The organism is Tateyamaria sp., assembly GCF_039940735.1.
In the GTDB taxonomy this organism is placed as follows: domain Bacteria; phylum Pseudomonadota; class Alphaproteobacteria; order Rhodobacterales; family Rhodobacteraceae; genus Tateyamaria.
This window is the reverse complement of record NZ_JBDVGB010000048.1, coordinates 105,857-129,255: the sequence shown is the minus strand read 5'-3', so window position 1 is coordinate 129,255 and position 23,399 is coordinate 105,857. Positions and strand designations below refer to the sequence as shown.

The following is a 23,399-nucleotide window of genomic DNA, read 5'->3' as shown; positions in this document are numbered from 1 at the left end:
TAAATCCTTATCGCGTGAATGCCTGCACATTGCCTGCATCGACATTGATGATGTTGCCTGTGGATTTTGCCGAATGATCAGAGGCCAGAAAATAGGCCGCCTCGGCGATGTCTTCGGGCAGAACCGAACGTTTCAGCATTGAACGCTCGCGGTACATCGCCTCAAGCCCGTCTTTGTCGGTGCCATAGGTGTCAGCGCGTTGTTCCAGCCATTCGCCTTCCCAAATTTTTGACCCCTTTAGCACGGCATCAGGATTCACCACATTGACGCGCACCGCCATGGGCGCACCTTCTAACGCAAGGCACCGTGCCAGATGGATTTCAGACGCTTTCGCCGTGCAATAGGCCGCTGCATTGGGCGATGCGGCCAGCCCGTTTTTCGACGCAACAAAAACCACGGCCCCGCCCATGTCTTGCACGCGAAACAACTTGAATGCCGCACGGCTGACAAGGAAATAACCCGTGGACAGGATCGACATGTTCTTGTTCCACAGCTCAAGCGTTGTGTCCTCGATCGGTGCAGAACTGGCGATGCCCGCGTTGGACACAAGAATATCGATACCACCAAATTCTGCGGCGATCTGGTCATAAGCTGCGGCGACTGCGACCTCGTCCGTGACATCCATCGATACGGTACGCACCACATCCGCAGAAAAACGCGCACTTAGGCGCCCAGCGGTTTCGGCCAATGCAGTATCATCGATGTCCGCCAACATCACACAGGCGCCTTCGCGCAAATAACGTTCGGCCGTCGCCGCACCAATGCCCCCGGCACCACCCGTGACCAAAGCCACCCGGCCCGCCATGGATTTTGGCGCGGGCATGCGTTGCAGCTTGGCCTCCTCAAGCAGCCAATATTCGATATCAAAGGCTTCTTGTTCGGGCAGCCCTTGGTACTCAGAAACGGCATCCGCCCCGCGCATAACGTTGATCGCGTTGACATAAAATTCGCCCGAGATACGGGCGGTCGCCTTGTCCTTGGCAAAGGTGATCATGCCCACACCGGGGATCAAATAGACCACCGCATTGGGATCACGAATGGCCGGACTGTCATCGCGTTTGCAGCGGTTGTAATAGGCCTCATATCCCTCGCGATAAGCAGCCACGGCCGCCGTTAACCCCGTAAGTGTGGCGTCCATATCCGGCTTTGCAGGATCAAAATCCACCACCAATGGGCAAATTTTGGTGCGCAGAAAATGGTCGGGGCACGACGTGCCAAGGGCAGCAAGGCGGGGCATGTCGCGCGCATTCACAAATTCCAACACGGCATCATCATCTGTAAAATGACCCACCATGTGCTGTTTTTCTGACACCATGCCACGGATGGCAGGCATCAATCGTGCGGCAGCAGCGCGGCGTGCGTTGGCATCAAGGCTTTGATGCACGGCACCGCCAAAGGTATCCTTGCCCGCTGTTTGTTCCGCGAACCAATCCATCGCCGTCTGGATGATCTCAAGCGAAAGTGCGTAACAATCCTGCGCATCATCTGCCCATGTGAACAGCCCGTGGCTTTCCAACACAACGCCCTGCGCCTGCGGGTTCTGCGCGCAGAAATCAGACAGCCACAGACCAAGTTCGTAGCCCGGTTTTTTCCATGGCAACCAGCCGATACGGTCGCCAAAAATCTGCTGCGTCAGCGCCTTGCTGTCCTTGGCCGCGGCGATCGCAATGATCGCATCCGGGTGCATGTGATCAACATGTTTGGCGGGCACATAAGCATGCAATGGCGTATCAATCGAGGCTGCGCGCGGGTTTAGGTTGAACGTGCAATGAGGCAGATAGGCCACCATTTCGTCTTCAAAATCGACGCCGCGATACAGGTCGCGCAGGGCGTTCAACTTGTCCATGTAGAGGGTCGAAAACCCATCCATCTTAATGGACCCAACATCGCCCCCCGACCCTTTGACCCACAACACTTCGACCACGTCACCCGTCAACAGGTCGTCTTGCATGACTTTGGCCGATGTATTGCCGCCGCCGTAATTTGTGATTCTCTTATCAGACCCCAAAAGGTTCGAGCGGTACAACAGTTTTTCCGGCTCGCTCATAGTGCTGGCGCGCGCCTCATCCCATTTGTTTTCAAGGCGTTGATGGCTTGAGGATGTGGTCATGTTTGTCTCCGTGGGCGCAGTCATTTTAGGGATACCGTGAGCGCCTCGCCAGCCCAAGTCAATCATTTTCAATCAAAAGCTGTCATGCCGCAGCGCAGAATGACAGAACATGATAATTAATGATTGACATAATGTCGCGACTCACTCCACGCTCGACCAATTCATGGGGACAATCATGCACGAAAAAGACCGCCACCGCGTTATCCTATCCGCCGTTCAAGACCGCTCACTTGTGACCGTGATTGACCTGTGCGCATTGACTGGCGCTTCTGAGGCGACAGTGCGACGCGACATCAACACCATGGATGAACGCAAGCAATTGCGCCGCGTGCGTGGCGGCGCCGAGGCGCTAACCACAGCGCCCTTTGTCGGCTTGGCCGGGCGGCCTTTTTCGGTGAACGAAACCATGAACAGCGGCGAAAAGCAGGCCATCGCTGCCGCCGCTGTCGAGCTGTGCCAAGATGGCGAGCCGATTATCATCAATGGCGGCACCACGACGTTTCAGATGGTGCATCCGCTGGCTTCGCGCCGCATGCAAGTGTTCACCAATTCATTTCCAATCGCCGAACATTTGCTGAAAAATTCGCGAAACACGGTGATGTTGTCGGGTGGCATTATTTACCGCGAACAGAACATCATTTTGTCACCATTCGATAACGATGTAACCCGCAATTTCTATGCCAAACGCATGTTTATGGGGGCCCAAGGCATCGGCCCACTAGGCCTGATGGAACAGGATCCGCTGCTGGTTCAAGCAGAACAAAAATTGATCGGTCAGGCCGAAGAACTGATCGTTTTGGTCGACAGTTCCAAATTCGCCAATCGGTCCAGCCTTGTGCTGTGCCCGCTGGATCGGATCGACACCATCATCACCGACGACAAAATAGAAGACCGCACAGCGGCGATGCTTGACGCAGCAGGCGTGACATTAATCGTAGTGCCTTCGGGTGCTGCGCAAAAAGACGGGGTGGCCGCATTGCCAGCCTGAGCGAAACCACTCCAGGGAGGAAACCATGAGTGTATTTAAGAAACTGGTAACATCATTTGCGCTAGCCGGTGCCATGTTTGGCACGCCTGCCTTTGCCGAGGACGTGCGTATCGCGTTGGTCGTCAAAGCGCTAGGCATTGGCTTTTTTGAAGCCGCCGCAGAAGGTGCCGAGCAGGCCGCAGACGAGCTTGGCAACGTCGAGATCATCTATACCGGTCCAACGGACACCACCGCCGAAGGTCAGATCGAAGTTATCAATTCGTTGATCGCGCAAAACGTCGATGCGATTGCGGTATCTGCCAACGACACGGACGCGTTGGTGCCGGCCCTTAAACGTGCCATGCAACGTGGCATTACAGTGATCAGCTGGGATTCCGGCGTGGCCGCCGAAGGGCGTCAACTGCACCTTAACCCATCGTCCAACGCGTTGATCGGTAACATGATCATCAAACTGGCCGCAGATCACCTGCCGGATGGCGGTGAAGTCGCCTTGCTGTCGGCCACCACCACATCGACCAACCAAAACATTTGGATGGAAGAGATGAACAAGGTGATGGGCAACTATCCCGGCATCGAAGTTGTTTCGACCGTTTACGGCGATGATTTGGCCGATAAATCCTATCGCGAGGCGACGGGCCTGATGCAATCCCACCCTGATCTGGATGCCATCATTGCCCCAACATCCGTTGGTATCGTGGCGGCCGCGCAGGCTGTTGTGGACGCTGGCAAAGTGGGTCAGGTCAACGTGACAGGCCTTGGCCTGCCATCCGAGATGGCGGGTGCGATCGAGTCAGGTGCGTCGCAGTCCTTTGCGATCTGGAACCCCATCGATCTGGGATATTCCGCGACAATGCTGGCCTTTGAACTCAGCCAAAACGGCGTCGAAGCCGCACCCGGTGCCGAAGTCCCAATGGGCCGCATGGGCACCCTGACGCTGGATGACAACAACGAAGGCGCGATGGCTGATCCGTTTGTTTATGACGCAAGCAACATCGAACAGTTCAAGTCGATCTTCTAAAACTTCTTCCTTGTTTGGCCCGGTGCGTGGTTTAGCATCGGGCCAAACACCTTTCTATTTACACACAAAAACGAGCCCCCCGTCATGCCCATCGGCGATGCCCCCATTGTATCCATGGACGCGATCACCAAGACGTTTCCTGGGGTCAAAGCGCTCGATCGGGTCAAGCTTGACCTTTACCCAGGTCAAGTGACGGCGCTTGTGGGTGAGAACGGGGCTGGCAAGTCCACCACCGTGAAAATCCTAACTGGCATTTACCAACCCAACGGCGGCACAATTCGCCTAAACGGCGCGCCAATAACGTTTGCCACGCCCAACGACGCAAGCCGTGCGGGCATAACCGCCATTCACCAAGAAACCGTGTTGTTTGACGAGCTGTCTGTGGCAGAAAATATCTTTATCGGCCACGCGCCGCGCACCCGTTGGGGCCTGATCGATAAGGGGCAAATGCACCGATCCGCCGCCAAACTGCTGGCCGAAATCGGTGCCCCCTTTGGCCCGCACACGCCGCTGCGCGACCTTGGCATCGCCAACAAGCACCTTGTTGCCATCGCCCGCGCCTTGTCGGTTGATGCGCGCGTTGTGATCATGGACGAACCCACAGCCGCCCTCTCTCACAAAGAAATCGAGGAGCTTTACGCGCTGGTCGAAGCGCTGAAAGCCCAAGGCAAAGCAATCTTGTTCATTAGCCACAAGTTCGACGAAATTTTCCGCATCGCGGATCGCTATACCGTGTTCCGTGACGGCGCTTTTGTGGGCGATGGCCGGATCGAAGACATTTCCGAAAACGATCTGGTCACGATGATGGTGGGCCGCGCCGTTGACCAAATTTTTCCTGACCGCACCCGCCTCAGCGGTACCGAGGCGCTTAAGGTCGTCGGCTATGATCACCCCACCGAGTTTGCCGATATCAATTTCACCCTGAACAAGGGCGAAATCCTTGGGTTTTACGGCCTTGTTGGTGCGGGGCGCTCTGAATTCATGCAAGCATTGTTTGGCATCACCAAACCGACCAAAGGCGTGTGCCGCATCAATGGCAATATCAGCGTCATCCGTTCACCTGCGGATGCAGTGAAAAACGGCATCGTTTACGTTCCTGAAGATCGCGGAAAACAAGGCGCCATCATCGGTCTGCCGATTTTCCAAAACATCACGCTGCCCTCGGTTGGGCGCACCTCGCGTCGAGGTTTTTTGCAACTGGCCGAGGAATTCAAACTGGCGCGCACCTATGCAGAGCGTCTGGACTTGCGGGCAGCGTCACTGGATCAAGACGTGGGCAACCTGTCTGGCGGCAACCAACAAAAGGTGGTCATCGCCAAATGGCTCGCGACGAAGCCGCAAGTCATTATTCTGGACGAGCCAACCAAGGGCATCGACATCGGATCAAAGGCTGCTGTGCATGAATTTATGGCCGAACTCGTGGCACAAGGTCTTTCGATCATCATGGTCAGTTCAGAAATCCCAGAGGTCATCGGCATGTCTGACCGCGTCATCGTGATGCGCGATGGGCGCATCGCTACTGAACTGGAGGGCGACGCATTGACGCCGGAGACACTGGTGCGCCATGCCGCAGGCATTGCAGAAGGAACAGCCGCATGATGCGTTTTGTCCCTGTGCGTGAAACGATTTTGGCCTCGGCCATTTTGGTGCTGCTGATCCTTGTGGCCTCTCGATTTTCGGGATTTGTCGCGCCCTCAAACCTTGCCAATGTGTTTAATGACACCGCCCCATTGGTCATTTTGGCCTTGGGGCAGATGGTTGTCATTCTGACCCGCTGCATTGATTTGTCCGTCGCGGCAAACCTTGCGTTGACGGGCATGGCTGTGGCGATGCTGAACCTTGCGATGCCGGGCTTGCCAATCCCTGTGATCCTTGCCGTCGCCCTTGTTCTGGGCGCTGCAATGGGCGCCATCAATGGCATCTTAGTTTGGAAACTAGAAATCCCGCCCATCGTTGTGACCCTTGGCACCATGACCATCTTTCGCGGCATTATCTTTTTGTTATCAAACGGAAAATGGGTAAACAGTCACGAAATGTCGCCCGCGTTCACAGGCTTTCCACGCACAGTGTTGCTGGGTCTGCCTGTCTTGTCATGGATCGCGATCATCACCGTGTTGATCTTTGGCATCATGATGGCACGCACCGCTTTTGGGCGGTCTATTTTTGCCGTGGGCGGCAACCCCCATGCGGCCGTTTATACCGGGATCAACGTGGGCAAAACGCAATTCTGGGCCTTTGTGGTGTCCGGCGCGCTGGCCGGGTTAACGGGGTATTTGTGGGTTGCGCGCTATGCCGTGGCCTATGTCGATATCGCCGGCGGATTTGAGTTAGAGGTCGTGGCGGCCTGTGTCATCGGCGGCATTTCCATCGCTGGCGGCATCGGGTCCGTCGGTGGCGCGGTGCTGGGCGCATTGTTCCTTGGCGTGGTCAAGAATGCGCTGCCGGTCGTCAACATCTCACCCTTCTGGCAGTTGGCCATTTCAGGCAGCGCAATCCTGATCGCTGTTGCCTTCAACGCGAAATCCGGACGCGCCAAGGGCCGCATCATCCTGAAATCTGCCGAGAACACCCAATGAGCGACACGCGCCATATTCCAGACCGCCTTAACAGCCGGACGGCGCGCGTCTTTAAAAGCTGGGAGGCGTTGCTGCTGGCCGTCGCCATTTCGATCTTTGTGATCAACAGCTTTGCCTCGCCTTACTTCCTGAGTGCTTGGAACCTGTCGGACGCGACGTTTAACTTTACCGAAAAAGCGATGATCGCGTTTGCTATGGCGCTGCTGATCATCTCGGGCGAAATTGATCTGTCTGTCGCGTCGATCATTGCACTTGCCAGCACGGCCATGGGCTTGGCGCTGCAATACGGTGCAGGCACGCCCGAATTAGTGCTGATCGGATTGCTGGTCGGCTTGCTGTGCGGTGCGTTCAATGGGTTCTTTGTCACCGTTCTTGGCCTGCCATCGATTGTGGTGACCATCGGCACCATGAGCCTGTTTCGCGGCATCAGTTTTATCATCCTTGGCGATGATGCATTCCGTGGCTATCCCAGCGATTTTGCATGGTTCGGGCAGGGCTATATTTATTGGGTGTTCACGGTCGAGATGCTGTTGTTTGTCGTCATCGCCCTCATCTATGGCGTGTTGCTGCACAAAACCAACTTTGGCCGCGCGGTGTATGCCATCGGCAACAACCCAACGGGCGCATTGTTCAGCGGCATTCGCGTGGCGCGCGTCAAATTCATCCTGTTCTTGTTGACAGGGTTGATGTCGGGCGTTGCTGCGGTGTGCCTGACCTCTCGCCTTGGATCGACCCGGCCCAGCATCGCGACCGGGATGGAGTTGGAAGTCGTCACCATGGTTGTCCTTGGCGGTGTGAACATTTTAGGCGGCTCGGGCTCGATCCCCGGCGTGGTGATTGCGGCCTTTGTCATGGGCCTTGTGACCTTTGGTCTGGGCCTGTTGAACGTGCCCGGCATCGTCATGTCGATCTTTATTGGGCTCTTGTTGATCGGGGTGATCGCCCTGCCCCGCTTGTGGGCGATGCTGGCGGCAAGGCGGGCAAAATGAGCGAACGTTATGTTTTTCGCATGCGCCTTAATCCGGGGATGGAGGCAGAGTACAAACGCCGCCACGATGCCATTTGGCCCGAGCTGGTCGCACTGCTGCGCGAGGCTGGCGTCAACGATTATTCGATCCATTTGGACCGCGAAACCCTGTTGTTGATTGGCGTTCTGATCCGTACCGAAAATCACGGCATGGACGCGTTGCCAGATCATCCGGTAATGCAAAAATGGTGGGCGCATATGGGTGACATCATGGAAACCGCCCCAGATAATTCCCCCGTGGCAGTGCCCCTGACACCCCTGTTCCACATGCCATGACCGCGCTGCGCCACATCGCCGTTATTGATATCGGCAAGACCAATGCCAAGCTGGCGCTGGTCGATCTGGAGACATTAACCGAGATCGCTGTGCTTACCCGGCCCAACATAGTGCGGCAAGGCCCCCCTTGGCCGCATTTCGACACCGAAGGGCACTGGGTCTTTTTACTGAACGCGCTCAAAACCTTTCACCGCGATCACAGGGTGGATGCGATCTCGATCACAACCCATGGCGCAAGTGTTGTGTTACTGGATCGCCATGGCGACTTGGCGGCACCAATCTTAGACTATGAACACCCCATTCCGGACACTCTCACCGCGCAATACGACGCGATCCGCCCGCCCTTTGAGGTCACCGGATCACCGCGTCTGGCGGATGGGCTGAATGTTGGCGCGCAATTGCATTATCAATTCGCCACCGATCCAGACCTGCACGCCCGCACGGCCCATATCATTGGGTACCCGCAATATTGGGGCCACCGCCTGACGGGAGAGATCGCCAACGACGTAACCTCGATCGGCTGTCACACCGATCTGTGGGCGCCGCGTTCTGCCTGTCTATCTGGTCTGGTTGATGCCCTCGACATCCGCGACAAGATCGCTCCTGTGCGCAAATCCAACGACATCTTGGGCACACTTTTGCCTCAGATTGCAGACGCAACGGGCCTTTCGCAAGACACCCCTATCGTCTGCGGCATCCACGATTCCAATGCCTCGCTTTATCCACATCTGCTGTCGCAAAGCGGCGCGTTTTCGGTGGTGTCGACCGGAACATGGGTCATCGTGATGAGTATGGGCGGGAACGCCGTGACATTGGATCAAACGCGCGACACCTTGATCAATGTGAATGCCCTTGGCGCCAGCGTGCCCTCGGCCCGTTTTATGGGTGGGCGTGAGTTTGAGGTGATCATGGATGGGTGTGACTTTACAGCCGATGACACCCATGCACAGACCGTGCGGGATCAAGACCTCATGTTGTTGCCCGCCGTCGCCCCAGACACAGGCCCGTTCCAAGGCCAGCAGATGGCATGGCACGGCGCAGCCCCACCCAAAGGGTCAGGCCTGCGCGCCATCGCTGTGTCGTACTATCTAGCCATGATGACCGACACCTGCCTGCGCCTGACTGGTGCACAAGGCCCGACGATTGTCGAAGGACCGTTTTCAAGCAATCGCCATTTCCTAAATATGCTGCGCGCCGCCACAGGTCGCCCCGTGCTGCACAGCACATCCGTCACAGGCACAAGCATCGGTGCGGCCCTGCTGTTTGGTGGGTCTGATGCTCTCAAACCTCCAGCAGAGTTTACAGCCCTTGGCAGCCAACCTGCATTGGCGGCCTACGCTGAAAGTTGGCGGCAGCGTGCGGGCTAAAGTGTGACCCAAGCCGCATTGCGCTGGGACGACCGCACACAGGCATCAATGAATTGCACACCGCGCAAACCATCCTGAATGGTCGGGTACATAACAGCACTGTCGGACTCAGTCCCTGCTCTCCGCGCCTCAATGGCATTCGCCGCCTCGGTATAGATATTGGCGAAACCCTCCAAATACCCTTCAGGATGACCTGGAGGAATACGGCTGACGCGCCCGGCGGCATCCCCTGCCCCTGACCCATTGCGGGTGATCAGACGCTTGGGTTCACCAAAGGGCGTGTACCACAGGTAATTGGGGTCTTCTTGCGCCCACTCCAAACCGCCCTTGTCGCCGTAAACACGCACACGCAAAGCATTTTCATTACCCGGAGCCACCTGCGAACACCAAAGCATCCCCTTGGCACCCCCTTCAAAGCGCAGCATTACATGGCCGTTGTCATCGACCTGTCGGCCCGGCACAAAAGCATCAAGATCAGCCGCCAGACTTTCAACACGCAGGCCCGTCACAAAACAGGCAAGGTTGTGTGCATGGGTGCCAATGTCGCCAGTAGACCCACCCGCCCCAGATCGGGCGGGATCAGTGCGCCATTCGGCTTGCTTGAACGTTTCATCCTGCGTCAGCCAGTCCTGTGGGTATTCGACTTGCACCACGCGAATGTTGCCGATCTGACCAGACGCGATCATCTCGCGCGCTTGGCGCACCATCGGATAACCCGTGTAGTTGTGGGTCAGCACAAACAACGCGTCCGACGCCTCTGCAGCCTTCACCAGTTTTTTGGCATCTGCCAAAGTCGAGGTCAGCGGCTTGTCACAAATCACATGAATGCCGCGTTTCAAAAACTCGCGAGCAGCGGCATAATGAACATGGTTTGGGGTCACAATCGACACCGCCTCGATCCCGTTTTTCAAACGTGCCTCACGGATCGCCATCTGCTTAAAGTCATCATAAATCCGTTCAAGCCTAAGCGCCTGCCCCGAGGCCTGCGCCTTTTCCGGGGTCGAAGACAACGCCCCCGCAACCAACTCAAAACGATCATCAATGCGCGCCGCAATTCGGTGCACGCCGCCAATAAAGGCGTCGTTGCCACCGCCCACCATACCAAGTCTAATTCGTGTCATCAGTTCCTCACTCGGTTTCGACGGACGTCGATCCCTCTTCATCTTGCAAAACAAACTCCCCCCGGAGGGGCGATCAGCCTCTCGCGCCGGTGTATCTATTCAATACCCAGTATCTTGCGATTTGCCGCCTCGTCCGTGCCACCATCAGCAAAGTCATCAAACGCCCGTTCGGTAACCCTGATGATGTGATCCGACACAAAGGCCGCCCCCTCGCGCGCGCCGTCCTCGGGGTGTTTCAAACAACATTCCCATTCCACCACGGCCCAACCGTCAAAGTCATTGGCAGCCATTTTGGAAAAAATCGCGGCAAAATCAACCTGCCCGTCGCCCAAAGACCGGAACCGCCCCGCGCGGTCCACCCACGGCTGATACCCCGAATAGACACCTTGCCGTCCCGTTGGGTTGAACTCGGCATCCTTAACGTGGAACATCTTGATGCGGTCTTTGTAGATGTCAATGTTGTCGAGGTAATCCAGACATTGCAGCACATAGTGCGACGGATCATACAGCATGTTGCAGCGTGCATGATTTTCCACACGTTCCAAGAACATCTCAAAGGTGACGCCATCGTGCAAGTCTTCGCCCGGATGAATTTCATAACAAATGTTTACGTCATTGTCCTCGGCGTGATCCAAAATCGGGCGCCAGCGGCGAGCCAGCTCGTCAAAGGCAGTTTCGATCAAACCCGCAGGGCGTTGCGGCCACGGATAGATGTAAGGCCACGCCAGCGCGCCCGAAAATGACACGTGGTTCTTGATCCCCATATTGGCGGACGCGCTGATCGCTTTCATCACCTGATCAACGGCCCATTCCTGACGGGCCTTAGGGTCGCCATGCACGGATGGGTCCGCAAAGCCATCAAAGGCAGTGTCGTAGGCCGGGTGCACGGCAACCAACTGGCCTTGCAGGTGGGTTGAAAGTTCAGTCACCTCGACGCCATTCGCCTCGGCCTGTCCTTGGAATTCGTCGCAATAGGTTTTGCTTTCGGCCGCTTTGGCCAAATCGAACAGGCGCGCATCCCAACTGGGCACTTGCACGCCTTTATACCCGCAATCAGCGGCCCACTTCGTAATGCTGTCCCACGAATTAAACGGCGCTTCATCGCCTGCGAACTGAGCCAGAAACAGCGCCGGACCTTTGATGGTTTTCATAATTGATCCTCCCAAATCAGAAACCGCGTTATGGCGGCATATTTTCCTTTAAATAGATGTCGATGCGGATGCGTTCTTGCGCCAGATTGATTGGCATATTGTCGCTGTTTGCACGCATGATCCGCACAGCGCTGCGCACCAAATGACCGGCATCTTGGCTGATGACCGCATCAAATATTCCCTCGTCCAACGCGGAGCGCGACAAAGACGTCAGTTCGTGTGCAACAACAACGGGACGCGTCAATTTTGGATAGGTCGCAAAGTGGCGCAGCAATCCATCATTGCCGGCCGCCGATGAATAAATACCTATGATTTCTGCATTGTCCGTAAATACTTCGGGCAAAAGCTGCTGGATCAAGTCCGGATCATCACGCCCTTCAAGGGAAGCAAGTATGTCCAGATGCGGAAAGTCCCGCGCCATCGTTTCGTCAAAGCCAAGGCGGCGTTCAAGGTGATCGCGCGCCAGCATGGAACCCGTCAGAACCAGAACTTTCCCTTGTCTGTCACCCAAAAACCGCCCCAACAATTGCGCGGCCGTACGACCGGCGGCTACGTTGTCGACCCCCACATAGTTGTCGCGTTCCGAGCTCGGAATATCAGCCACAAGCGACACAACCGTGACCCCATTCGCCTTTAATTGCGCAACGGAATCGCGCACCGACGGGGTTTCGGGGCCAAAAATAGCGACACCGTCCACTTGGTTTGGGTCGATGCTTTTTATCGCAGCCGCAAGCGCCATCGGGTCAAAAGCCGCAACACGTAGAAAGGACAACTTGGTACGTTCGTGACGAAGGTTTCGGTTTAGTTGGTCGATCTGTGTCTCAAGCATCGACACAAATTCATTGTTGGTCGACGGCAAAATGAACGTGAAATGATAGACCCGCCCGCGCGCCAAATTGGCCGCCGCCGTATCGCGCACATAGCCAAGTTCGGCAATCGCTTGGTTAACTTTTTTCACCGTCACCTCGCGCACACCGGGGCGCGCGTTTAGTACCCGATCAACCGTTGCAAGGCTGACCTGAGCGACACGAGCAATGTCGTTGATCGTAGGCGTCGTGGTGGTGTTTTGTTCGTACTTCATTGCGCCCTTTTGACGTCCTCACATTACTTTTGCCAGACCCTCAAACAGCAGCGCGACTGCTTCTGCACCGGGGTCGTTGTGGCCAATTAGATTTGCCTCAGGCACATACGCGGCTCGCCCAGCCTTGGCACGCCCCATGTTGGCGGTTTTGTTGGCCCCGGCCCGCGCCGCCAAGGCCGCCGCTTCGACCCCGTCACCCAATGCACGCAACGCCGGGTCAAGTGCATCGATCATCGTGCGATCCCCGATTTGAGCACCACCCACCTGACTGATCCGGTCCAGCCCCGCCATCAAGGCCTTGGATGTTGGTTTGCCATTGGCGCAGGCATCCCCCGTCGCACCAAAAAAGATCGCAAGGATCACCCCAGAAGAGCCACCCATCGTTTGGCTAAGTTCGGTGCTGACGGCGCGGAACAATTGCGTGTGGTCCGCCAGCGGCATACGGTCCAACGCCCCTTTTAAGGCTCGTGCGGCTGTCGCCAATGTGCTGCCTGTATCGCCATCGCCCGATTTGGCATCAAGCGTGTTCAGGTCGCTTTCTGCCGCCACCAGCAGATCACAACATTGCGAAATAACATCCGCCGTCTTGGCATTTACCGAAGGGATCGGTTGGATCGGGCTTAACCCATCCGGCAAAGGTTGCGTTTTGATAGGTACGATGTCGTTCATGCCCGGCCATGCCGCCAATGACACAGGGGCCGCCAAATGTGCCGCGTTGCTGTCATCAAGAGGCAGCACTGACACCGAAAAACCGTGCATGTCCAACGAGGTCATCAAGGCCGCAGGCCCAATCACATGTTTGATCTGCGCCGCTTTGTCGGAATTGGCCAACTCAAACGCCAGCACAGCCATTTCAAGCGGGGTCGTGGCCCCAAGGTTATTCAAGATCGCCACATGCGGCCCGTCACCAATTTCAGAACGCAGCTTGTCGAGCACCACATCCATAGCCATTTTTGCATTCTGAAAAGCGACCTGTTCAACGCCTGCCTCGCCGTGAATACCTAGGCCCAATTCTGCCTTGCCTATGGGAATGCGATCTTCCTTGACCGACCCCGGTACAGTGCATGTATCCAACGACATCCCGATGGAGGCCATGCCCGCGATCGTGCGTTCAGCCGCCGCCTTGACTGTGTCCAAATCCGCGCCCTGTTCTGCCAGATTGCCGGCAATCTTGTGCACAAACAGCGTGCCCGCCACGCCGCGCGGTTGGGGTAGATGCGGCAATGCGATATCATCATCAACGACGACCATCGCAACCTTCAACCCAAAGGCCCGCGCGCGTTCAGCCGCAAGACCAAAGTTCAGTCGATCACCGGTATAGTTTTTGACGATCAGCAAGCAACCAGCCGACCCCGTCACAGCCAAAATACCCGCCAACACCGCATCAACAGAGGGCGACGCAAAGACTTCGCCGCACACCGCCGCTGTCAACATACCCGCACCGACAAAGCCCGCATGGGCCGGTTCGTGCCCCGATCCGCCGCCCGAGATCAGCGCAACGCGGGATTTGTCCCAATCCGCACGGCACACCACCTTGATATGAGGATAACCATCCAGCCGCGTCAGCGCCCCACCCGAGGTTTGCAAAATCCCGTCAACGGCGTCAGTAACCAGCGTTTCTTTAGCATTGATGAATTGGCTCATGGGGTGTCCTCCTCAGATAATCCGCTGGCCTTGCGCGTCAAAGCACAAGGGGTTCTTGGGCGCGATTTTGAGCTGTGCGCCGGGCGTATAGTTGGTTTCAGGATTGGCAATCGTGGTGATCGCATGGCCCTTTAAATCAAGATGCAGGCGCGTTTGATCGCCCAGATGTTCAACCCGCTTGATCTGCGCGTCTTGCCCATCGCCTTGGGCAATATGTTCTGGGCGCAGCCCGATTTGGGTTGTGCCGTCAGGCCCGCCGCCAAACAGATCAGCAGGCAGGATGTTGATGCGTGGCAACCCAAGGCGCGAGGCCACATAAAGGCTGTTGGGATTCTCGTAAATCTCACGTGGGGTGCCGTATTGCACCAAGTGTCCTTCGTTCAAAACGCCCACATGGGTGGCCATCGTCATCGCCTCAATCTGGTCGTGCGTGACATAAAGCAGGGTCGCGCCAAGGCTGGCATGGATGCGTTTAAGTTCCACCCTCAAGTCGGTGCGCAACTTAGCGTCCAGCGACGACAGCGGTTCATCCATCAGATAAATCGAAGGATCCCGCACAAGGGCGCGCCCAATGGACACCCGTTGCATTTCTCCGCCCGACAGGGCCGTCGCTTTGTTGTCGAGTTTGTGAGTGATTTGCAAAACAGATGCAACTTCGGCCACTTTACGTTCGATTTCGTCGGCCGTAGTTTTAAGGATCGGCGACTTTAACGGAAAGGCCAGATTGTCGCGTACACTGAGGTGCGGATAAAGCGAATACTGCTGAAACACCATCGCCACATCCCGCTGCGCAGGTGTTTCGGCCCCGACATTACGCCCACCGATCCAAACCTCGCCCGCGTCGGCCTTTTCCAGCCCTGAAATCAGCCGCAATGTTGTCGTCTTACCAGCCCCCGTAGGGCCAAGCAGCACAACAAAAGCACCATCAGGAATGGTCATGGACATGTCTGCGACGCCGACGTCTGTGCCAAAGGATTTCGTCAGGTTTTTCAGGATCACCTCAGCCATGGGCCAGCACCTTTTCATTAAGCTCTGAACGCAAGGCCTGCCCTGATGCAGCATCAAACAAGGTCACCGTGCGTGCTTTGAAATTGAGCCCAACCGTTTCACCCACATTGGCAATCTGATCGCTATCGATACGCGCCTTTACCTCTCCATTTGGAGTGGCAAGGGTGATGATTTGGGTGGTGCCCAGATACTCAGTCGCCAGCACTTCGCCGCGATAGGCACCACTGTCGGACAATGTGATGTGTTCAGGACGTACGCCAAACACCAACTTGCCTGATGCCCCGTCGATCTGGCGCGGAATGCCCAACACCTGACCATTAAGGTCAACGGCGTCGGCCCCTGTCGCAACCGTGCCATCGAAATGCAGAAAATTCATCGATGGCGACCCGATAAAGTCAGCGACAAACATGGTCGCGGGCGTGTCATAGATTTGCTGGGGCGTGCCGAACTGTTCGACGACCGCATTGTTCATCACCACAATCTTGTCGCCCATCTGCATCGCTTCAAGCTGGTCATGTGTGACATAAACGGTCGTCGCATTCATGCGATCATGCAGGGCGCGTAATTCCTCGGACATATGTTCGCGAAATTCGGCATCTAGTGCGCCCAGCGGTTCGTCCATCATAAACGCCTTGGGATCACGCACGATGGCACGCCCCAAAGCGACGCGCTGGCGATCACCGCCAGACAAGCCACCGACGGGGCGTTTCAAGATGTCCTGAATGCCAAGGATCTGCGCCACCTCATCCACCTTGGCTTTGATCTGCGCGCGTGGCATGCCTTGGGAAACCAGCGGATAACTTAGGTTCTTGCCCACGTTCAAATGTGGATAAAGCGCAAACATCTGGAACACGAATGCAATGTCGCGTTTCGACGGGGGTAGCTGGCTGATCTCTTCGCCATCAAGGTAAATCTCGCCCGAAGTGGGCAATTCAAGCCCTGCAATCATACGCAAAGTGGTGGTCTTTCCGCAGCCCGACGGACCTAGCAGCATAAAGAACTCACCATCCTCGATGGTAAAACTACTTTCCTTAACGGCGTTGAAGTCGCCAAAATCCTTGCGGATATTCTTGATCTGAATTTGTGCCATTCAGTTATTCCTTGAAGTGGGAAACGATGATGAACATCACGGTCCCGATAAGGGTGACAGTGAAGGAATAGGTGTAAAGCCACAGCACAAAGGGCTGCATCAGCATGAACACGCCAAGACCAATCAGAATGGTCGCTAACATCTCCCACGGGCCACGTCGCAGACGCATCAGCCCGTCAACAAAGTCACGCATGGCGGCCCCCTTCATTGTTCATCAAATACTCAAATTCACATGCCATCATTTTCGCACCGCCCCAAAGGTGATCCCGCGCAACAGATGCTTGCGCAAAAGGATGGTGAAAATCATGACCGGCAGCAAAAAGATGGTGGCCCCCGCCGCAACGGCAGGCCAATCCAGACCGCCCACACCAATAATGGTCGGGATGAAAGGTGGTGCCGTCTGGGCCGTGCCCGACGTCAAAAGCACTGCGAACGCATATTCATTCCAGGCAAAGATCAGGCAGAAGATGGCTGTCGATGCGATACCAGTTGCGGCCTGCGGCAACACGACTTTGTAAAAAGCCTGAAACCGCGTGTAGCCATCAATCAGCGCCGCTTCTTCGTACTCGAGTGGGATTTCATCAATAAATCCCTTCAGCAGCCAAACCGCGAGGCTGATGTTCACCCCAGTATAAAGCAAGATCATGCCAAGGTGGGTGTCCGACAAACCAAGCTGACGGTACATCAGAAAAATCGGGATCGCGACGGCAATGGGGGGCATCATGCGCGTACTAAGAATGAAGAAAAGCAAATCGTCCGCGAGCGGAATCTTAAAACGCGAGAAAGCGTATGCCGCCAATGTTCCCAAAAAGATCGATAAGAAAGTTGAACCGAAACCGATGATTACCGAGTTCAAAAACCGTTCGCCGAATTTCGAAGGACCCGCGATAACCATGTCATATTCGCGGACGATCTCTTCGTACCAAGTCTGCGGTGGGTTGGCCTCAAGGAATTCTGGCGTCTGTCGCGTGCGCGTGGTGAACAGGTTAACGTAACCTTCAAGCGTTGGTTCGAACAGCACCTTTGGCGGATAGCTGATCGCGTCAGCGGGCGATTTGAACCCTGTCAGCATGATCCAAGCCAACGGCACCATGGTGATCAGCGCATAAAGGATGACCAACGTACCTGCGAACCATTTGGATCGTTTGGACGGTTCAGTGACTGAATAACTACTCATGTTCCGGCTCCGACTTTTGCAGCGGGCAAAAATATTTCGAAATATTTTTGGACAAAGTCTTTTTCAAGACTTTGGGGTGCGGTGGTGGTCATCGTTCTTTCACCTTGTTCAGCGCTTTGACGTAGATCGAAGCAAGCCCGAACACCGTGACAAAGAGGATGATGGCATAGGCACTCGCATAACCCGTGCGCCATTTCTCAAACGCTTCGCGTTTAAGGTTGATCGAGGTCAGTTCGGTCGTAGACCCCGGCCCGCCACCGGTCAGTTGCACCACGAGATCAAACATCTTGAAATTTTCGATGCCGCGGAACAGCACCGCAAGCATCAAGAACGGCAACACCATCGGAATGGTGATGGTAAAGAACTGCCGTAGCTTACTGGCACGGTCCACCTCAGCCGCCTCATAGATATAGTCGGGGATAGATCGCAGCCCCGCGAGGCAGATCAACATCACAAACGGCGTCCACATCCACGTGTCCACAATCACGATGGACCAAGGCGCAAGGCTCACACTGCCCAGCATCTCGAAACTCGATGGGTCTTTGCCTGTGAAAAAGCCAACGACGTAATTGAACAAGCCTATTTGCGGCTGATAGAGGAACTTCCAAAAGTTCCCAACCACAGCCGGGGACAGCATCATCGGCAACACGATGATCGTCGTCCACAGGTCATTTCCCTTGAATTTCTTGTTGATCAGATAAGCCAGTGTGAACCCAATCAGCACTTGGAAGAAAATCGTCCAAAACAGGAAATGCGCAGTCGCCTGCATATTTAGCCAAATGTCGCTGTCGGTCAGGATGCGTTCGTAGTTGCGTGTCCCGACCCATTCAATCGGGCGATTTCGATTGGCTTTGAAGTTTGTAAACGACAGCCGGATTGTCCAAATCAGCGGAAAGATGTTGATGGCCAGCAGCAAAAATATCGTGGGCCCCACAAAGATCCATGCAATGGCACGGTCACTCAGACCTCTGATCTTGCGCGCGACGCTGGGCGGTGTGGCCGTTGCGGCGCGGGTGGCAGGGGTGTCAGTCATCAGGCACGTCTTTCCAATGAGGTCGGCAAAGCGCCCACCCTACGGCTTGCAGAAAAAGTTGGATGCGGGGTGGACGATCCGCCCACCCCAAAAGGCTTAAAGCTTGCCTTCGTCCTCAAACACTTCGGTCCAATCTTCGACCAACTTGTCCAAGGCTTCTTGTGCGGTGCCTTGATCGGCAACCACATAGTCATGTAGGCGCTTTTGCATCGCCAAAAGCAGTTCGGCATAGGCCGGTTCTTGCCAGAAATCCTGCACCGAACCCATGGCTTCGATGAAGTCACCGGCAAATGGCGCGCTGTCTGGGAAACCGGGATCGTTCAGCACCGAATTGTGTGCCGAATAACCACCCAAGGACCACCATTTCGCCTGCACTTCCGGGTCAGCGAACCACTTGATGTATTCAAGGGCTGCGTCCTGCTTGTCAGAATAAGAGACAACCGAAATGCCCTGTCCGCCCAAAGTGGAACCCGCGACATTTTGCGGTGGGTTCACAAAGAAATCGATCTTGTCGCCGCCTGTATTTGGGTCTGCATAAAGGCCCGGGAAGAATGCAAACCAGTTCATGGCCATCGCGACCTGACCTGATTTGAATGCATCCAACGATTCACCCATGTACGAGTTGGTGTAGCCCGGAGGCGTCGCTGTTTCATAAAATTCTTTATAGAATTCCAGCGCTTCAACCGCTTCTGCCGAATTCACAGCCCCGTCCATGTCGTAGGACCCGGGCGTGTTCTCATACTTGAACCCCCAAGGATACAACGCCGACGTCACGCCCATCGTGATCCCTTCCGAGCCACGCTCGGTAAAGATTGATGCACCGTAAACAGTTTTGCCGTCGATTTCGCGTTCTTGGAAAAACTGTGCGATTTCTAACAGTTCTTTTTGCGATTTCGGTTCTGCTAAATCACGGCCTGTTGCCTCTTTAAAGGCGGCCTTGATGTCGTCGCGCTCGAACCAATCCTTGCGATAGAACCAACCGTTGGCATCCCCCATGGCAGGCAGCGCATAATAGTTTGGCGTGCCCTTGGGCCACGTGGAATAGGCATAAACTGTCGCCTCGGCGAAATCGTCCATGCTGATGCTTTCGGCATCAAAAAAGTCGTTCAATTTAACGTAGTGGCCGTTTTCCGCACCGCCACCGATCCATTGGCTGTCACCAATCAACAGATCACACAATTTACCGCCCGAATTCAGCTCGTTCAGCATACGGTCGGCAAAATTGGGCCATGGGATGAACTCAAAGCTCATCGTATGGCCGGATGCCGTTTCAAATTCTTTGCTGAGTTCGACCAGCGCATTTGCAGGGTCCCAAGCAGCCCAACACAGAGTCAGGTCTTCGGCCTGAGCGCTGCTTGCGAAAGACGCGGCGGCAATGCTGAGCGCACTGACCGATGCCAATTTCATATTTTTCATATTCAATCCTCCCAGTTTGAATTCGGCAACTCTTACGGCCCCCGAATCGTCAATCAGACAAGACCAACGCTAGATGAGGTACGCACCTCACGTCTACTTATTTTTGAGGTGCGCACCTCAAAATGGCATCAAAATAGAAGCAACCCTCTGCTATAAAATGAAAATAAATTAAATATTGCGAAAAATCACGTCACCTCCGGACCCGATTCTTCGACGTGCGTCCAACCAAAGCAAGCCATTCGCAATGCGCATTAAATAGCCGTCTCATCCACGTGCGGATACACACAGGCCCATTTCACAAAGCTTTGGGTACACTTTTTACGACATTCCCCTATCTAATGTTGCAACAACTTTTCCACACGGAAACGATTATAACTGTTACTCATCACAGGCGAGTAGCGGCTCAAATGAACGTCAGAATGGAGACCAAGATGACGCACAAACTACGCACCCGACGCACCGTCCTGGCAGCTGGCGGAGCGGCCTTACTCACTGGGATGTCGGGCCTTCGCTTGCCCGCGCGTGCCCAAGGCATTGCGCCCACACAAACCATGCGCGGCGGGTCCAACAACTACCGCCCCGGCGCCCCCATTGTCGAAAAAATCGGGGGCGGTGGTTTTTGGATGACAGGATCAGTGCGTCGCGCCAATGATGGCGCGCCGTTGTCCGGCCAGCGCATTCAAATGTGGGCCCACACGACTGAAGGGCATGAACGCGACCCACAAAGCCACGGCGCAACTCTGACCGACGAAGACGGGCTATTCCGTTTGGAAATGCCGCAGATTGTACCCGCGTTTGGTCAAGCACACGGGCATTTGGCCTATGACGATGCGGATTTTCAAACTGTGTTTTTGCGCCCTGTTATGAACAGTCCGAATGACACAACATTGAACGTGGATTTCGTTTTGCAACCAGCCTGATAACGTGCGCATGCGCCCCTTATCTTATTGGCTCAAAGTTTTGATCTGGGTCGCGTTAGCTTTGGCCGTTGCGATACCGCTGGGCGCCGCGGCCCTTAGCCCGCAGCTCGCGTGGCGCGACCCGATCTATATCATTGCTGGCTTTGCAGGTATTTTAGCGATGACGTTGCTTTTGGTGCAACCGTTGCTGGCCGGGGGGCACCTGCCCGCACTGTCCGCTATGCGCGCACGCCGTTTTCATCGCGTAATCGGCGCAACCCTTGTCGTGGCCGTCATTGTGCATGTTGGCGCGCTTTGGATCACAAGCCCGCCCGATGTTATCGACGCACTTTTACTTGCGTCGCCGACACCGTTTTCGATCTGGGGAGTATTGGCCATGTGGGCGGTTTTTGCCGCAGCACTTGTGGCAGCATTGCGCAAACACATGCCCGTGCGCACATGGCGTTTGGTTCACATGGCCCTGGTTTGCATTGTCGCGGCGGGCACCGTCGCGCATGCCCTATTGATCCAAGGCACGATGGGCACCTTTTCAAAAATTGGTCTGAGCATCCTTGTTGTCGCCGCAACCGCAAAAGTTGTGGCCGACAGACGCATATGGACACTGTTGCGACGATCACGCCGTGATTGACGCCCTCGGCCCTTCCCACCCTCGTCTTTCAAAGTTTCCGATCCCTCGTTAGACCGATAACTAACAATTGACGTCTGACGCTGAGGATACGTTTATGACCCGCTATAGCCTTCTTTTTGCTGCCGCCGCTTTGACCGTTTTGTCATTGATCGGGCTAATCTGGTCTGGTTGGATGAGTGTTCCAGTCGTTATCTTTGCCGCGCTCACAGCGCTTGGTATCTACGACGTCATGCAACCTGATCATGCGATCCTGCGCAATTATCCGATCATGGGGCACTTGCGATTTTTATTCGAAGGCATTCGCCCAGAGATCCGCCAATACCTGTTAGAAGCCGATCAGGACGAAGAACCCTTTTCGCGCGACCAACGTTCGCTTGTGTATCAGCGCGCCAAAGGGGTCGAGGACAAGCGCCCATTTGGCACCCAAAAACGGGTTTACGATTCCGGTTATGAATGGATCACCCATTCGATTGCCCCTAAGCAAATCGCCGATCATGATTTTCGCGTCCACATCGGTGGACCCGACTGCAAGCACCCCTATGACGCATCAATCTATAACATTTCGGCCATGAGCTTTGGGTCGTTGTCTGGCAATGCCATCCTTGCGCTGAACAAGGGGGCGCAAAAAGGCGGCTTTGCCCATGACACAGGCGAAGGAAGCATCAGCCGCTATCACCGCGAAGGCGGCGGCGATCTGATTTGGGAACTGGGTTCGGGTTATTACGGCTGCCGCACGCCCGAGGGGCGATTTGATGCGGAGAAATTTTCGCAACAGGCCAGTAACCCACAAGTCAAAATGATCGAACTTAAACTAAGCCAAGGGGCCAAGCCCGGTCATGGTGGCGTATTGCCGGCCTCAAAAATCACCCCCGAGATCGCAGAGGCGCGCGGCATTCCGATGGGTGCCGATTGCGTGTCGCCTGCGGCCCACCCCGAATTTTCGACACCCATCGAATTGATGCAATTCATCGGCAAGCTGCGCGAACATTCCGGCGGCAAACCCGTTGGTTTTAAGCTGTGTATCGGACACCGCCGTGAATTCATGTGCATCGTGCGCGCCATGCTTGAAACGGACATCGTACCTGATTTTATCGTCATCGACGGCAAAGAGGGCGGCACTGGGGCGGCTCCGCTAGAATTTGCCAATCACGTCGGCATGCCATTGATCGAAGGGCTGACATTTGCGCACAACACATTGCGCGGCGCAGGATTGCGTGATCGGCTCAAAATCGGCGCATCGGGCAAAATCGTGTCGTCCTTTAATATGGCAAAAATTCTGGCCCTAGGTGCCGATTGGGCCAACTCGGCGCGCGGTTATATGTTCGCCATTGGGTGCATTCAGGCGCAGGCTTGCCACACCAATCACTGCCCCGTGGGCGTGGCGACCCAAGACCCATTGCGCGCGCGTGCATTGGTGGTGCCCGACAAGGCAGAACGCGTCTATCGTTTTCACAAAAACACCCTCAAAGCCTTGGCCGAAATGACTGGGGCTGCAGGGTTAAGCCATCCCAATGACTTCCGCCCGCACCATTTGTTGATGCGCGAAGGCGATTGCAACATGGTCACAGGCGAAGAAGTACACCCCTATTTGCCCGACGGTTTTCTGCTGCGCGGCGAAGCGGACAAATACGGCTATCTTGAGCGCTGGAAGCGGTCCCGCGCCGAAAGTTTCGCCCCTTTTGATGCCGAATAAGGCGAACCTTTCCGCAGCGTCGCGTTTCCCCCAAACTTTGGCGTTTAAGAGCTAAACCTCGGCATCGAATTGGGG

At 55.5% G+C, this 23,399-nt stretch carries 21 protein-coding genes; 10 read left to right on the top strand and 11 right to left on the bottom strand.

Annotated elements, in window-relative coordinates; genetic code table 11:
• Positions 1-7 precede the first annotated feature (7 nt).
• The gene (locus ABJF76_RS09620) at positions 8-2,110 is read right to left on the bottom strand and encodes a bifunctional rhamnulose-1-phosphate aldolase/short-chain dehydrogenase (RefSeq protein ID WP_413822220.1); all 2,103 of its coding nucleotides are present in this window, start codon (positions 2,108-2,110) and stop codon (positions 8-10) included.
• Between the two features lie 175 nt (positions 2,111-2,285).
• Here ABJF76_RS09620 and ABJF76_RS09615 point away from each other — a divergent pair, with 175 nt between their 5' ends.
• The 7 genes from ABJF76_RS09615 (at position 2,286) to ABJF76_RS09585 (ending at position 9,362) form a co-directional block, all read left to right on the top strand.
• Complete coding sequence (locus tag ABJF76_RS09615) at positions 2,286-3,098, top strand: DeoR/GlpR family DNA-binding transcription regulator (RefSeq protein WP_413822219.1); 813 nt, start codon at positions 2,286-2,288, stop codon at positions 3,096-3,098.
• A 25-nt stretch (positions 3,099-3,123) separates the two neighbouring features.
• Positions 3,124-4,116 (top strand): rhamnose ABC transporter substrate-binding protein, encoded by a 993-nt coding sequence (rhaS, locus tag ABJF76_RS09610; protein ID WP_413822218.1) that lies wholly within the window; start codon positions 3,124-3,126, stop codon positions 4,114-4,116.
• A gap of 84 nt (positions 4,117-4,200) precedes the next feature.
• Positions 4,201-5,715: a sugar ABC transporter ATP-binding protein gene (locus tag ABJF76_RS09605; RefSeq protein WP_413822217.1), complete on the top strand. Its 1,515-nt coding sequence runs from the start codon at positions 4,201-4,203 to the stop codon at positions 5,713-5,715.
• A complete protein-coding gene (locus tag ABJF76_RS09600) occupies positions 5,712-6,692 on the top strand; it encodes an ABC transporter permease (protein ID WP_413822216.1) in 981 nt (326 codons plus the stop codon). Before ABJF76_RS09605 ends, ABJF76_RS09600 begins: the two co-directional genes overlap by 4 nt.
• Positions 6,689-7,681, top strand: coding sequence for an ABC transporter permease (locus tag ABJF76_RS09595; protein ID WP_413822215.1), 993 nt, complete (start codon positions 6,689-6,691; stop codon positions 7,679-7,681). Before ABJF76_RS09600 ends, ABJF76_RS09595 begins: the two co-directional genes overlap by 4 nt.
• The gene (locus tag ABJF76_RS09590; protein WP_413822214.1) at positions 7,678-7,995 is read left to right on the top strand and encodes an L-rhamnose mutarotase; all 318 of its coding nucleotides are present in this window, start codon (positions 7,678-7,680) and stop codon (positions 7,993-7,995) included. The genes ABJF76_RS09595 and ABJF76_RS09590 overlap by 4 nt, the downstream gene beginning before the upstream one ends.
• Complete coding sequence (locus ABJF76_RS09585; RefSeq protein WP_413822213.1) at positions 7,992-9,362, top strand: FGGY-family carbohydrate kinase; 1,371 nt, start codon at positions 7,992-7,994, stop codon at positions 9,360-9,362. The genes ABJF76_RS09590 and ABJF76_RS09585 overlap by 4 nt, the downstream gene beginning before the upstream one ends.
• On the opposite strand, the gene ABJF76_RS09580 is transcribed toward ABJF76_RS09585, so the two are convergent.
• The 10 genes from ABJF76_RS09580 to ABJF76_RS09535 all read right to left on the bottom strand — a co-directional run bounded on the left by ABJF76_RS09580 (position 9,359) and on the right by ABJF76_RS09535 (position 20,083).
• Positions 9,359-10,483 carry a Gfo/Idh/MocA family protein gene (locus ABJF76_RS09580; protein WP_413822212.1) on the bottom strand — a complete coding sequence of 375 codons (1,125 nt, stop codon included), beginning with the start codon at positions 10,481-10,483 and terminating at the stop codon, positions 9,359-9,361. The two genes, ABJF76_RS09585 and ABJF76_RS09580, sit on opposite strands and share 4 nt — an antisense overlap.
• Before the next feature lie 95 nt (positions 10,484-10,578).
• Positions 10,579-11,634 carry a sugar phosphate isomerase/epimerase family protein gene (locus ABJF76_RS09575; RefSeq protein WP_413822211.1) on the bottom strand — a complete coding sequence of 352 codons (1,056 nt, stop codon included), beginning with the start codon at positions 11,632-11,634 and terminating at the stop codon, positions 10,579-10,581.
• Between the two features lie 28 nt (positions 11,635-11,662).
• Positions 11,663-12,715 carry a LacI family DNA-binding transcriptional regulator gene (locus ABJF76_RS09570; RefSeq protein WP_413822210.1) on the bottom strand — a complete coding sequence of 351 codons (1,053 nt, stop codon included), beginning with the start codon at positions 12,713-12,715 and terminating at the stop codon, positions 11,663-11,665.
• Between the two features lie 18 nt (positions 12,716-12,733).
• Positions 12,734-14,359, bottom strand: a complete 1,626-nt coding sequence (locus ABJF76_RS09565) for a dihydroxyacetone kinase subunit DhaK (RefSeq protein ID WP_413822209.1) — start codon at positions 14,357-14,359, stop codon at positions 12,734-12,736.
• A 12-nt stretch (positions 14,360-14,371) separates the two neighbouring features.
• On the bottom strand, positions 14,372-15,367 hold the full coding sequence (locus ABJF76_RS09560) for an ABC transporter ATP-binding protein (RefSeq protein WP_413822208.1): 996 nt from the start codon (positions 15,365-15,367) through the stop codon (positions 14,372-14,374).
• The gene (locus ABJF76_RS09555) at positions 15,360-16,457 is read right to left on the bottom strand and encodes an ABC transporter ATP-binding protein (RefSeq protein ID WP_413822207.1); all 1,098 of its coding nucleotides are present in this window, start codon (positions 16,455-16,457) and stop codon (positions 15,360-15,362) included. The genes ABJF76_RS09560 and ABJF76_RS09555 overlap by 8 nt, the downstream gene beginning before the upstream one ends.
• Before the next feature lie 4 nt (positions 16,458-16,461).
• Positions 16,462-16,650 carry a hypothetical protein gene (locus ABJF76_RS09550; protein ID WP_413822206.1) on the bottom strand — a complete coding sequence of 63 codons (189 nt, stop codon included), beginning with the start codon at positions 16,648-16,650 and terminating at the stop codon, positions 16,462-16,464.
• Between the two features lie 45 nt (positions 16,651-16,695).
• The gene (locus ABJF76_RS09545) at positions 16,696-17,634 is read right to left on the bottom strand and encodes a carbohydrate ABC transporter permease (protein ID WP_413822205.1); all 939 of its coding nucleotides are present in this window, start codon (positions 17,632-17,634) and stop codon (positions 16,696-16,698) included.
• Positions 17,635-17,722: 88 nt separating this feature from the next.
• Complete coding sequence (locus ABJF76_RS09540; protein ID WP_413822204.1) at positions 17,723-18,667, bottom strand: carbohydrate ABC transporter permease; 945 nt, start codon at positions 18,665-18,667, stop codon at positions 17,723-17,725.
• Between the two features lie 96 nt (positions 18,668-18,763).
• Positions 18,764-20,083, bottom strand: coding sequence for an ABC transporter substrate-binding protein (locus tag ABJF76_RS09535; RefSeq protein WP_413822203.1), 1,320 nt, complete (start codon positions 20,081-20,083; stop codon positions 18,764-18,766).
• 431 nt (positions 20,084-20,514) lie between these two features.
• Between ABJF76_RS09535 and ABJF76_RS09530 the strand changes: the two genes are divergently transcribed.
• The 3 genes from ABJF76_RS09530 to ABJF76_RS09520 all read left to right on the top strand — a co-directional run bounded on the left by ABJF76_RS09530 (position 20,515) and on the right by ABJF76_RS09520 (position 23,324).
• A complete protein-coding gene (locus ABJF76_RS09530) occupies positions 20,515-21,003 on the top strand; it encodes a twin-arginine translocation pathway signal (RefSeq protein ID WP_413822202.1) in 489 nt (162 codons plus the stop codon).
• A gap of 10 nt (positions 21,004-21,013) precedes the next feature.
• Positions 21,014-21,631: a ferric reductase-like transmembrane domain-containing protein gene (locus ABJF76_RS09525; RefSeq protein WP_413822201.1), complete on the top strand. Its 618-nt coding sequence runs from the start codon at positions 21,014-21,016 to the stop codon at positions 21,629-21,631.
• Positions 21,632-21,725: 94 nt separating this feature from the next.
• The gene (locus ABJF76_RS09520) at positions 21,726-23,324 is read left to right on the top strand and encodes an FMN-binding glutamate synthase family protein (protein ID WP_413822200.1); all 1,599 of its coding nucleotides are present in this window, start codon (positions 21,726-21,728) and stop codon (positions 23,322-23,324) included.
• Positions 23,325-23,399: the final 75 nt, after the last annotated feature.